The organism is Flavobacterium sp. CSZ (genome assembly GCF_015350725.1).
GTDB lineage: Bacteria > Bacteroidota > Bacteroidia > Flavobacteriales > Flavobacteriaceae > Flavobacterium.
This window is the reverse complement of the sequence record NZ_JADKPQ010000006.1, coordinates 240,530-252,877: the sequence shown is the minus strand read 5'-3', so window position 1 is coordinate 252,877 and position 12,348 is coordinate 240,530. Positions and strand designations below refer to the sequence as shown.

The 12,348-nt window shown below is 36.0% G+C and carries 7 protein-coding genes; 6 read left to right on the top strand and 1 reads right to left on the bottom strand.

The window, feature by feature from the left end:
• Positions 1-7 precede the first annotated feature (7 nt).
• Both IRZ78_RS09260 and IRZ78_RS09255 read left to right on the top strand, forming a co-directional pair.
• Complete coding sequence (locus tag IRZ78_RS09260; RefSeq protein WP_194616252.1) at positions 8-1,561, top strand: glycoside hydrolase family 32 protein; 1,554 nt, start codon at positions 8-10, stop codon at positions 1,559-1,561.
• 23 nt (positions 1,562-1,584) lie between these two features.
• The gene (locus IRZ78_RS09255) at positions 1,585-2,487 is read left to right on the top strand and encodes a carbohydrate kinase (RefSeq protein ID WP_194616251.1); all 903 of its coding nucleotides are present in this window, start codon (positions 1,585-1,587) and stop codon (positions 2,485-2,487) included.
• A 94-nt stretch (positions 2,488-2,581) separates the two neighbouring features.
• On the opposite strand, the gene IRZ78_RS09250 is transcribed toward IRZ78_RS09255, so the two are convergent.
• Positions 2,582-2,980: a helix-turn-helix domain-containing protein gene (locus IRZ78_RS09250; RefSeq protein ID WP_194616250.1), complete on the bottom strand. Its 399-nt coding sequence runs from the start codon at positions 2,978-2,980 to the stop codon at positions 2,582-2,584.
• A gap of 99 nt (positions 2,981-3,079) precedes the next feature.
• On the opposite strand from IRZ78_RS09250, the gene IRZ78_RS26310 reads away from it, so the two are divergent.
• From IRZ78_RS26310 to IRZ78_RS09235, 4 genes are all read left to right on the top strand, one after another.
• The gene (locus tag IRZ78_RS26310) at positions 3,080-3,202 is read left to right on the top strand and encodes a hypothetical protein (protein ID WP_255552160.1); all 123 of its coding nucleotides are present in this window, start codon (positions 3,080-3,082) and stop codon (positions 3,200-3,202) included.
• Positions 3,189-4,373, top strand: coding sequence for an MFS transporter (locus tag IRZ78_RS09245; protein WP_194616249.1), 1,185 nt, complete (start codon positions 3,189-3,191; stop codon positions 4,371-4,373). The genes IRZ78_RS26310 and IRZ78_RS09245 overlap by 14 nt, the downstream gene beginning before the upstream one ends.
• 404 nt (positions 4,374-4,777) lie before the next feature.
• Positions 4,778-7,333 carry an adenosylcobalamin-dependent ribonucleoside-diphosphate reductase gene (locus tag IRZ78_RS09240; protein WP_194616248.1) on the top strand — a complete coding sequence of 852 codons (2,556 nt, stop codon included), beginning with the start codon at positions 4,778-4,780 and terminating at the stop codon, positions 7,331-7,333.
• A 465-nt stretch (positions 7,334-7,798) separates the two neighbouring features.
• Positions 7,799-11,839 (top strand): hybrid sensor histidine kinase/response regulator transcription factor, encoded by a 4,041-nt coding sequence (locus IRZ78_RS09235; protein ID WP_228520420.1) that lies wholly within the window; start codon positions 7,799-7,801, stop codon positions 11,837-11,839.
• The last annotated feature ends 509 nt before the right edge of the window (positions 11,840-12,348 follow it).

The following is a 12,348-nucleotide window of genomic DNA, read 5'->3' as shown; positions in this document are numbered from 1 at the left end:
AAAAAAAATGAAATACAGAAACATCATAACCATAGTTTGCATCTTCTTTTCCCTTGCCTCATGCAGTCAGGACGATAATTATACCGGGGGTTCGATTTCAGGAGGTAATACCGAGATAGCAAGTATCTTTCCTGTTCCGCCCTCACAGTGGATGGGAGCCAGTGATCCCTACTATAGCGCGGGTTATACAGGAGATATCATGCCATTTTTCGATAATGGAAAATTTCATATTTACTTCCTGCACGACGCTCAGAATAAACCCGCCGGAAAAGGATTTCATGATATTCATGAATACTTAAGTACGGATTTAGCCCATTTTACTTACGAAGGGCAAATGATTCCATTTGGCAAAACTACTGATCCTGATTTTGCCGTTGGCACAGGATCAGTTGTAAAAGTGGGTAATATTTATTACTTTTATTATACAGGTCACAATGAAACGCCTGCTTTTGTGCAGTCAAATGCCAGAGAAAGTGTTTTGTGCGCGACAAGTTCTGATTTAAAAAACTGGACAAAAGTGCCTTCATTTAAGATCACAGCACCAGAGGGATATTATAATTATGATTTTAGAGATCCGCATGTGTTTTACAACGATGAGCTTAAAAAGTATTCGATGTTGGTAAGTACACAAACAGAACCGGGAAGAAAAGCAGTGCTGCTGCATTTTACAAGTGCTGATCCGGTTTCTGGAAAGTGGGATGTTCAAACGCCAATTTACACCACAACTCCTCAGGAAAATTATCTGATGATGGAATGTGCCGATATCTTCAAAATGGGAAGTTACTGGTATTTGGTTTTTTCTGAAAATTGGAGCGGAAATAAAGGAACACATTACAAAATGTCAAGTTCGATCAATGGCCCGTGGACAACGCCGGAAATTGACAGAATCGATGGAGAATATTTTTATGCCGGAAAAACAGCTTCTGACGGAAACAAAAGATATGTTTTTGGATGGAATGCCAGAAAAACACCGGAAAATGATTTAGGAAATAAAGATTGGGCCGGAAATATGGTAATTCATGAGCTAACGCAAAATACAGATGGAACCTTAGCAATCCAGTCACCGCAAAAGGTAAAAGATTTATTTTCTAAAAAAGTAACGCCCGAAGTAGAGACAACTTTAGGAGATGTAACAGCAACATCAGGAACTTATACCTTGTCAGGGGCAACAAATAAAGCCTTAGTAACGTTTAAAACTATAGGTAAAAAAGCAAAAATAAAAGCAGAGCTTACTTTATCTGGTTCAAATGGTACTTCGGGATTTGTTTTTCATACCAATGAAACCGGAAGTTATTATAAAATTGTACTGGATATTACCAAAGGTAAAATAATAGGATATAATTCAGCATCGCAGGAAGCAACCGCAATACCATTTAAGCTGCAAACTAGTACAAAATACGATGTTGAGATAATTGTTGAAGGAAGTGTAGTGGTATTTTACATCAACGGAAAGGTGGCTTTAACGAATAGAATTTACGGAAGAGACAAAAATAAATGGGGATTAATTGCTGAAGGACAAAATAGTACAATTTCTAACCTTCAGATTACGCAACCGGAATAACATTAATATAAAATAGTTTTAGAATGAATAACGGAAAAAACCTTAAAGCTGTAGCCTACGGAGAAGTACTTTGGGATGTTTTTGATAACGAAAAAAAGATTGGCGGAGCGCCACTTAATGTCGCTTTACGCATGAAAACATTAGGTTGCGATGTAGCCATGATTAGCTGCGTAGGAAAAGATGCTGACGGAGAAGCAATTATCAATCAGGTCAAAAGTCTGGGACTTGAAACAGATGCAATCATGCAATCGGAAAATTTCCCGACCGGATTGGTGAATGTAACATTAAACGAGCGTGGTTCTGCAACTTATGAAATTGCCTATCCATCGGCCTGGGATAAAATTGTACTCAACGATTTTGCAAAAAAAGTAGTTGCGGATGCTGATGTGTTAATTTACGGCAGTTTGGTTTGCAGAGACGAAGTTTCAAGAAAATCTCTGGAAGAATTGTTACAGACAAAAGTATATAAGGTTTTTGATGTGAATTTAAGAAAGCCACATTATTCGTACGAGATTTTGGAGCAATTAATGCATTCGGCTAATTTTATAAAGTTTAATGACGAAGAATTATTAGAAATTGCCAAAGCTATGCATTCGCCTTTTACCGGCTTAGAAGAGAATATGCATTTTATGGCAGAAAAAACAAATGTTACCGCAATGTGTGTAACCAAAGGAAAACATGGCGCATTGTTAATGTGGGAAGGTACACTTTATGATAATAGCGGATACCCTGTTGAGGTTTCAGATACAGTAGGAGCAGGAGATTCATTTTTGGCAGCACTAACCACTTCGTTGCTTACTGGAAAAGAACCTCAGGCTGCTATAGATTTTGCCTGTGCAGTTGGAGCTTTGGTTGCTGAAGCGCCAGGTGCCAATCCCGAAATTTCACCTTCTAAAATTGAAAATTTAATGACTAAAGTTTCATAATTATTTAGTCTTTTAATTGTTTTTTGAAGAACATTAAAGTAAAAACCACTCCGATAAGGAGTGGTTTTTTGTTGTGAAAATTTCAAAAATAGTTTTATTCTTGCTCTACTAAGTTTCCTGCTTCGATAGCATTTTTTTGCGCCATAGTCTCTTTATGTTCTGCTCCCCAATTGCTTATTAAGCCCCAGATAGGAACTAATTTTAGGCTAATTTCAGTGAGTTCATATTCTACCCTTGGCGGAACTTCAGCATAAACAGTACGTTTTACCATTCCATCACGTTCCAGTTCGCGCAATTGCAAAGTAAGCATGCGTTCGGTAATATTGCATATTTGGTTTCTTAATTCACCAAATCTAAGTTTTCCTTTTTCAAGTTTGCACAGTATCAACAGTTTCCATCGGCCGCCCACAAGGCAAACGGCATAGGTCAGATTGCAGGTTGTGATATAGTTTCTATTTTCTGTATTTGTTGAACTTTCCTTTCTTTTTGCCATTACTTACTTTTTTGTTAGTACCCCACAATGGGACGTGAATAGTGTAAAAATATAGCACTCGCAGTAATTTTGCAATTCTAATTCAAAATTTTTATAAACATGTTTACATACTCATTGGTACTTATTATGGCAATTGCACTCACCAGAATACCCAGTCAGGGACAAGCCATCAAAAATGCCATTTATTCATCACTTAATTCTAAAAGTAATGAAGCTAAATAAAAAAATCGCATACGTTGGCTGTTTGGGAATGATTGGCATTATAACGACAGAATTTGGGATAATTGGAATCTTGCCACAAATTGCCGTTTATTATGGAATTACGATTGATAAAGCAGCTTACTTATTAAGTGCTTTTGCGTTGGTTATTGCACTTACAGGCCCGTTTATGACCTTACTGCTTTCGGGTTTTGACAGAAAAAAGATTATGCTTGTGACTATTTTTATCTTTTTCTTTTCTACAATTGTTTCTGCATTCTCTCCACCTTTTTGGCTTTTGATGATCGTTCGAATGTTGCCTGCATTTCTGCAACCGGTTTATATTGCTACAGCAATTGCAGCTGCCGTAGCATCTGGAAAAAAAAGTCAGGAGAATCAATTAATGGGAATCGTTCTTGGCGGAATTGCATTGGCAATGGTTACAACCGTGCCATTTGCAACCTATCTGGCTAGTATTTTTAGCTGGCAGGTTTCGTTTTATATTCAGACAATTGTTAGTACTTTAGCATTAGTGGCTATTTTTAAAACAATGCCATCCGGGGACATACCGGAGAAAAAATCATATGGAAGTCAGATCAGAATTTTAAAAGACAGTCCCTTTATATTAAGTACTGCAATGAATTTTTTTATGATCGCATCCTGGTTTTCTACCTACAGTTATTTTGCCGATTATTTAGTAAAAACAAGAAAATTAGATATGGCAACTATAAGTTATATGTTACTTCTATTTGGTGTTGTCGGCGTTTTTTCTAATTGGCTTGCCGGAAAAATGCTCACTAAAAGCATCACAAATACAATTGCTTTTTTTCTTTCCGGAACCATCATTATTCCTGTAATATTGGTCTATTCAGGAGATAGCATTTGGACAACTGTAATTGTCATTATCATTTGGGGATTTTTTTATGCGCCCTGTTTTTTAAATGCTTCGGCCTATATGATTTCAGCAGCGCCAAAATCTTTAGAGTTTGCCAATAGTCTGGCTACTTCTTTTGGGAATCTGGGCGTATTTCTGGGTACAGCCGTCGGAGGATGGATTATTTCTCATAGCGCGATTAATAATATTCCTTGGGCAGGAATGGCCTTTGGAATTTTAGCTTTATTGATGGTAGTCTGGAGAAGCATTTTAGAAAAGAAGAATAAAAAAGTAGTACCCATTGTGGTGAGCAATAAATAAAATCCTTTCAGATAAATTTGAAAATACCCTCAAAAAGTTAACTACTTTTCGAGGGTATTTTTTTATTATTTAATTGTGGTTAATTTTTAAAACAAAGTTGTGCTTTGCTAAAATCCTTGGTTAAAAATCAATCATTCAAAATAAGTAAGAGAAATTATCGATTTATGTTTTTATTTAACGTATTAGTGCGATTATTATCATTCAATGATTTTTGTCATATTTTTTGTTAATTGTGAGTTATAAATACATTTATTTGTTAACTTTTTGGTGTTTATAAATTTTTAACATGCTTGTTATCAATTTATTATGTACTGTTTTTTGTAAACTTTTTTAATCTAATTTTTTTTAGAGCTTATTTGGTTCTAAATTTAACACTCATAAAAAACGTCAAAAATATCATAATCATGGATGAATTATTAGCTGCAAAAAAGGAAACAATTATTTACACTCAGGATGAAGCAATTCAGACTTCTTTAGAATATTTTAAAGGAGATAGTCTTGCGGCAACAGTTTGGGTAAGCAAGTATGCTCTTAAAGATTCTCAGGGTAATATTTTCGAAAAATCACCCAATGATATGCACCATCGTATTGCGTCAGAAATTGCGCGAATCGAAAGTCGGTATGCAAATCCGCTTAGCGAAAAAGAAGTTTTTAATCTCATTAAAGATTTTAAATATCTCGTGCCTCAGGGAAGTCCAATGACCGGAATAGGAAATCCGTTTCAGGTGGCGTCATTGTCGAATTGTTTTGTAATTGGTAATGATAACTCAGACTCGTATGGTGGAATCATGAAAACCGATCAGGAACAAGTTCAGTTAATGAAGCGAAGAGGAGGAGTGGGACATGATTTGTCGCATGTTCGACCAAAAGGCTCTCCGGTTAGAAATTCTGCTTTAACCTCTACAGGATTGGTTCCTTTTATGGAGCGTTATTCAAACTCAACTCGCGAAGTGGCTCAGGATGGCCGTCGAGGCGCTTTGATGCTTTCGGTTTCTGTAAATCATCCCGATGCTGCCGATTTTATTGATGCCAAAATGGAACAGGGAAAAGTAACCGGTGCCAATGTTTCGGTGAGAATTGATGATATTTTTATGAAAGCAGTAAAAGACGATGCTTTATACGAACAGAAATATCCTATTTTTAGCGATAAACCGTTGTATTCTAAAGTAATAAAAGCAAAAGAACTTTGGGACAAAATCATTCACAATGCCTGGAAATCAGCAGAACCTGGAATTTTATTCTGGGACACTATTATCAACGAATCTTTGCCGGACTGTTATGCTGATTTAGGATACAAAACCTTATCTACGAATCCGTGTGGCGAGATCCCGCTTTGTGCTTATGATTCTTGTCGTTTATTGGCAATAAACCTTTTTTCGTATGTCATTCAGCCTTTCACGAAAGTGGCCTCTTTTGATTTTGAACTTTTCAAAAAACATGTAGCCGCAGCTCAAAGAATAATGGATGATATTATTGATCTTGAACTGGAAAAAATTGACGCTATTTTAGAAAAAATCAATCAGGATCCGGAAAGTGATGAGGTAAAAATGGTAGAGAAAAATCTTTGGTTAAACATCAAACATAAAGCCAATGAAGGCCGTCGTACCGGAATTGGAATCACTGCCGAAGGAGATATGCTGGCAGCATTAGGTTTACGTTACGGAAGCGACGAAGGTATTTTATTTGCTGAAAAAATTCATGAAACCCTTGCATTGGAAGCCTACCGCGGATCAGTAAATCTGGCAAAAGAACGCGGAATGTTTGCTATTTATGATGCTAAAAGAGAGAAGAACAATCCGTTTTTACTTCGATTAAAAAAATCCGATGCAGAATTATATAACCAAATGCAAAAATACGGCCGTCGTAATATTGCATTATTGACAATCGCACCAACGGGAACTACAAGTTTAATGACGCAAACTACATCTGGTATTGAGCCAGTTTTTCTCCCGGTTTATAAACGAAGAAGAAAAGTAAATCCAAATGATAAGGACGCCAGAGTTGATTTTGTAGATGAATTAGGAGATAGTTGGGAAGAATATGTGGTGTTTCATCACCGATTCAAAGAATGGATGCTGATCAACGGATACGATACTTCTAAAAACTACAGTGAGGAAGAAATTGATGTATTGGTCGAAAAATCGCCGTATTACAAAGCTACCAGTAATGATATCGATTGGCTGAATAAAGTAAAAATGCAGGGAAAAATCCAGAAATGGGTGGATCATTCCATTTCAGTAACCATAAATGTACCCAACGAAACACCAGAGGAAATGGTGAACAAACTGTATATGGAAGCTTGGGAAGCCGGATGTAAAGGTGTTACTGTGTATCGTGATGGTTCACGTTCAGGAGTTTTAATTTCAAATACAGAAAAGAAAGAAGAACCTACTGAAACGCATTCCAGTACTTTTACAACCAAACGTCCGCAAATATTAGAAGCCGATGTAGTGCGTTTTCAAAACAGTAAAGACAAATGGATCGCTTTTATCGGATTATTAGATGGCAAACCGTATGAAATTTTTACTGGTTTGGTAGATGATCAAGATGGTATTTTGATTCCGCGTTGGGTTTCTGAAGGCTTGATTATCAAAAATAAAAATGAAGACGGAAATACCCGTTACGATTTTCAATATAAAAATACAAGAGGATACAAAACTACGATCGAAGGACTTTCGCATAAATTTAATCCAGAATATTGGAATTATGCCAAACTAATTTCAAGTACCCTAAGACACGGAATGCCTATTGATAAAGTAGTAGATTTAATTAGCAGTTTACAACTAGACAGCGAATCTATAAATACCTGGAAAAATGGCGTATCGCGCGCCCTGAAACGCTACATCGTAGACGGAACAGAAGTACGCGGACAAAAATGCAGCAATTGCAACTCAGATAATCTTATTTATCAGGAAGGTTGTCTTACTTGCAGCGATTGCGGTTCGTCTAAGTGCGGTTAAAAGTTTTTTGCCACGAAGGCGCTAAGACACGAAGTTTTTTATAAAGTTTTGCCACCAAGACGCTAAGACGCAAAGTTTTTTTTATAATTTATAAATGATTGAAAGCTTTGTGACTTGGTGCCTTCGTGGCATTTTTTATTTTACCCAAAGCAATAAAGAATCTTAGTGTCTTTGTGCCTTCGTGGCCTTCCTTCTTAAGTACTAACCAATTAAAAACCTTTGTGTCTTTGTGCCTTTGTGGCATTTTTTATTTTACGCAGAGCAATAGAGAATCTTTGTGTCTTGGTACGTTCGTAGCATCAACTTTTTTTCACGTAGGGATTATTTTATTAAAAATTAAGATCAAGGTAAAATCCTATAAACACTGGGATGAAAGTGATTTTTATAACTATATTTTTATGATATATATAGAAATTTAGCTTATAATTGTACTATTTACACAAAATCAAAAAAACACCTTTTATTTTGAAGTATTTAGTTTTGCTTTTTACATTGCTAATGGGGTTTTCTCCAATGAGTTATGCACAGGACAATCCTGTAAAATTTCTTGATATTTCTGATGGATTGTCTAACAATTCCGTAACTACTATTTTTCAGGATAGTGACGGCTATATGTGGTTTGGGACTTACGACGGACTCAATCGTTATGACGGCTATAACTTTAAAGTTTTCCGTAACCGAATCAACGATAAAAAATCATTGTTGTTCAATACGATTTATAATATTGAGGGAGACTCTAAAAAAAATATTTGGGTCGGCGGTTCCAATGGTATTTGCATTTACAATAAAACCACAGCCACATTTCATAATGTACAATATACTGTATCGGGTAAAAAGCCTGAGGTTTTAAAAGATATTATTCACCAGATGCGTTCTGTTTCGGATAATTTGGTTTTAGTAGCTTCTCAAAACTTAGGTTTAATTGCTTTCGAAAATGGATCTTTTGTTGGGAAACACATTGCCTTAAATGTTCCGGGAAACAGAATCACTGTCAATAATTATGACGCAATTGCGATTCAGGATGATAAAAAAAATAAACGTAGCTGGATTTATATCAGGAATGTAGGAGTTTGCAGTTATAGTTATACCTCTAAAAATTTAAAAGTCGTTTTCCCGCTTTCTATAGAAGTCAAAGCAATGAAATTGGCTGGCGAGGGAAATTTATGGTTAGGAACTGATGAGGGTTTGTTTCTCTTTAATACGAAATCCGGCGCGCTGTCTGAGAATTACTTTTCCACCAAAAGCAGCGTTACCGATCTTCTCTTAGATAAAAAAAATGAAATCTGGATTACCACAGACGGTTCTGGAATTTATAAAGTCATTGGTAAGAGTAAAAAAGCTATTGCGGCAAATGCAATAAAAGAAAATCAGGTTGCCAAAAGTAATTCGGTTTGGAGTTTGTACGAAGATAAATCAGGCAACAAATGGTTTGGTTCTTTGCGAGGTGGAATAAGCATGCTCAGTAATACACCTAAATATTTTAAAAGCGTCAAATACAATTCAAAAGATCTTGTCGAAAACTTTATCCTGTCTTTTTGCGAAGACGAAAAAAACAATGTTTGGGTCGGTACAGATGGTGCAGGTCTAAAATATTGGGACAGGAAAAACAATACTTATACCAATTACACAGGCAAACTTTCCAGCAAATTTATTACCGGAATTGTACGCGACAATAACAACGAAATCTGGCTTTCGACCTGGGCGGGAGGCGTAAATAAAATTAACCCAAAAACCAATTCGGTTACGCCATATTCCTGTTACAATCCGTACACCAGACAAATCGAGAAGAATATTTGGTTTGTTTACAAAGATTCAAAAGCCAATATCTGGGCAAGTGGTACAAATGAGGGCGCTTTGTATTTTTTAGACAGGATAAAAAACAGTTTCACACTTTTTGATCCCTCGGTTACCAATTTGCAATGCATGACCGAAACCAGCGACGGAAAACTTTGGGCTGGAAATTATAGTTCTTTATTTTCTATCGAAAAAGCAACCCGAAAAATCAATAAAATTACCATTGGAAATCCCGTAAGATGCATTCACGAAGACAAGGATAAAAACCTCTGGCTGGGAACCCAGGAAGGTGGTTTGTTGTTGTTTGACCGAAAAACAAACACTTTTAAAAGACTAACCACAGATGATGGTTTACCTTCTAACACGGTTTTAAGATTACTCGAAGATAAAGAAGGCAATCTCTGGATGAGTACCTACAACGGTATTTGCAGATACGATAAAAAGAGAAAAACATTCCGTAATTTTTCTGTCAATGATGGTTTGCAAAGCAATCAGTTTAGTTTTAATGCCGGCCTTAAATTATCTACAGGAGAATTTTTGTTTGGAGGAATAAACGGTTTTAATGCCTTTTTTCCCGAAGCCATAAAAGGATTCAATCAAAAAAACAACTTACTGCTGTCTGATTTTTATGTCAACAATTTACCTATTGAAGAGAGTAAAAACGACCTGGAATGGGAGAATGGTAAGATCAAGCAAGTAAGCCTTCCGTATGATCAAACCACATTATCACTCGAGTTTGTAGCTTTGGATTATAACAATGCCGACAAAATAAATTACGCCTATTATTTAGAAGGCTGGGACGAACAATGGAATTATGTGGGTCAGGCCCGAAAAGCCAATTATGCCCGATTAACCGAGGGAAAATATGTTTTTAAAGTAAAAACAACCAATTTTAAAGGCGGCTGGAACAAAGAAGTAAGCTTGATTACTATTGAAGTTTTACCGCCATGGTATAGAACCTGGTGGGCATACGCCTTGTATTTACTGGCAGGTATTGGTGCTATTTTTGCCTATTTGCAATACAATAAAAACAAAGAAAAACTAAAGTATAAAGTCAAAATTGCTGAACTGGAAAGCAAGAAAGAAAAGGAAATTGCCGAGAAACAATCCTCGATGTTTACCTATATTTCGCATGAGTTTAGAACACCGCTTTCGCTGATTATAAATCCACTTAAAAAAGCAGTGCAGAAAGAAAGTGTACAAAACGGATCTTCGGGAAGTGATTTGGCCATTGCACACAGAAACGCCAGAAGACTTTTGAGTCTGGTCGATCAGTTGTTGCTTTTCAGGAAAGCAGAGAACGATGCAGATTCGCTCAGATTATCTCCTATAAATGTGAATAATCTTTGTAATGAAGTGTACCAATGTTTTGTCAATCAGGCAAAAGATAAAAGTATTCGATACAATTTTGGTATTCCCGATCATGAAATTGTGATCATTGGCGATTATGAAAAAATTGAAATTTCGCTGTTCAATTTAATGTCAAATGCTTTTAAATACACTCCAATTGGCGGAGAAATCAATCTTAAACTTACAGAAAGCGATCACCAGGTTCACTTAGAAATTTCCGATAGCGGAGACGGAATCGAAGCCAAAGATATTGAAGTGATTTTCGAAAAATTCAAACAAATAAAATCAAAGGTATCCATTGGAACGGGTTTCGGAATCGGACTTTATATCGTCAAACATTTTGTCGACAAACACAAAGGAACCGTAAGTTGTAGCAGTGAAATAGGAAAAGGAAGTACTTTTAAACTCACATTTCTAAAAGGAGACAGCCATTTTGATAATGTAGAAATTACAAATGAAATCCCAAAAAGAAGCCAGCTGTTTGATGAACTTATTATAGATGATGGTCAGGAGAATAATGCTGCGAATCCCCCAGTTTCAGAAAGTGATTTCCAAAAAATCATGCTTACCGATAAACGCACGGTTTTGATTATTGATGATAATGTCGAAATAAGAGCTTATCTGATCAAATTATTTTCAGAATCCTATATGGTTTACAGCGCAGAAAATGGGGAAGAAGGTCTAAAACTGACCAAGAAACACATGCCTGACCTGGTGATTAGTGATATCACGATGGAAGAAATGGATGGTTTGGAATTGTGCCGAAAAATAAAAGAAAATGACGCTTTGTCTCACATTCCGGTTATTTTACTAACAGCATCAAAAAATCCCGAAACCCATCTGCAGGGAATCAATGACGGAGCCGATGATTATATCACCAAACCTTTTGATGATGATATTCTCGTTGCGCGCGTAGAATCGTTGCTGCGAAACCGCAGCAATTTGCGCACCTATTTCTTAGATAGTATCACGCTCAAAGAGAATACCCAGAAAGTACCGCAGGAATATCAGGAAATTCTCAAAAAGTGTATTGAGATTGTCGAGGCCAATATTCATAAAAGAGATTTTACAATAAAAAACTTTGCCCTTGAGATGGGAATGAGTCATCGAACATTGTACACGAAAATTAAAATCATTTCAGGCCAGACCCTAAATGCTTTTATCCGTTCGGTTCGAATTCGAAGAGCGGCTATGTTAATGCTTACCGAAGATATCAATATTACCCAGGCAAGTGCCGAAGTAGGTTTTGAAGACCCTAAATATTTCAGACAGCAATTTGTAAAACTCTTCGGAATGACGCCTTCTGAATACATCAAAAAGTACAAGAGTTCTTTCAACTCAGATCTTAATGTTATTAAATAGATTTTTAAGCTCAAACTTGTCATTTCGACCGAAGAGAGAAATCCTCGCAAGTAACTCTGCAACGAAAGTCTAATTTTTGTAGAGCTTCTCGTGGAGATTTCTCCTCCGGCAAAATGATAAATCTTGAGTTGATATCTTATTGTCAAAAAAAAACGCAAACGTTTTAGCTGTAAAACATCATTTTATTTACTAATTACATATAATTCAAAAATACACTGGTATTTTTTCATAGTCCTTAATTTTTAATCCAAAATAATAGTTAATTGCAATTTTGACCTCCTTTTTTTTCCATTTTACCCCTCCTTAAAAGTGTTGATTATACATTTCTTTGCACTTATAGTAATCTGTTAGTTGAATTACTGTGTATAATATAAGTGTTTATTTTACGATAAGTTTTTTGATCTGTTTAAAGGAATTGAGCCTTCCTTGAAATAAGATAGTAAGAGTTGGTTTTACATGTTTACTTATCAAACCCGCAGTGAAAGCTGCGGGGTAAAATAAAGTTTAAT

Excerpts from the sequence above, each read along its gene's own strand:
- IRZ78_RS09260 (WP_194616252.1), top strand. The coding sequence starts at position 8 with ATGAAATACAGAAACATCATAACCATAGTTTGCATCTTCTTTTCCCTT.
- IRZ78_RS09255 (WP_194616251.1), top strand. The coding sequence starts at position 1,585 with ATGAATAACGGAAAAAACCTTAAAGCTGTAGCCTACGGAGAAGTACTT.
- IRZ78_RS09250 (WP_194616250.1), bottom strand. The coding sequence starts at position 2,980 with ATGGCAAAAAGAAAGGAAAGTTCAACAAATACAGAAAATAGAAACTAT.
- IRZ78_RS26310 (WP_255552160.1), top strand. The coding sequence starts at position 3,080 with ATGTTTACATACTCATTGGTACTTATTATGGCAATTGCACTCACCAGA.
- IRZ78_RS09245 (WP_194616249.1), top strand. The coding sequence starts at position 3,189 with ATGAAGCTAAATAAAAAAATCGCATACGTTGGCTGTTTGGGAATGATT.
- IRZ78_RS09240 (WP_194616248.1), top strand. The coding sequence starts at position 4,778 with ATGGATGAATTATTAGCTGCAAAAAAGGAAACAATTATTTACACTCAG.